Annotated in this window: 1 protein-coding gene; it reads left to right on the forward strand. The window is 30.6% G+C overall.

The window, feature by feature from the left end:
- On the forward strand, positions 1–317 hold a 317-nt coding region (locus CN514_RS21570; protein WP_141529469.1), incomplete at both ends, for a DUF2750 domain-containing protein.

Below are 317 nucleotides of genomic sequence, written 5' to 3' on the forward strand. Positions count from 1 at the left end.
ATATTTTATAAAGAAAGTTGCTGATTATGAAGAAGTTTGGGCGTTGTATGATGATGGTTTTGTTACTGCTGCTGATGACAAAGGTAATAAAATTATTCCTTTCTTTCCTAAAAAAGAATTTGCCCAAAACTATGCAAAACTTGAGTGGGCTAATTGTAAACCGACTTCAATTGAGTTAGATGATTTTATTAATAAGTGGCTACCTGGAATGGAAAAAGATGAAATTAAACCTGCAATTTTTCCAGTAGATGATAAATTGGCAGTAGTTGAATATGAATTACTACTTAGAGATTTGGAAACTGAACTTGAAAATTATT

Origin of the sequence: Bacillus sp. AFS001701 (assembly GCF_002559405.1) — a bacterium.
GTDB lineage: Bacteria > Bacillota > Bacilli > Bacillales > Bacillaceae_G > Gottfriedia.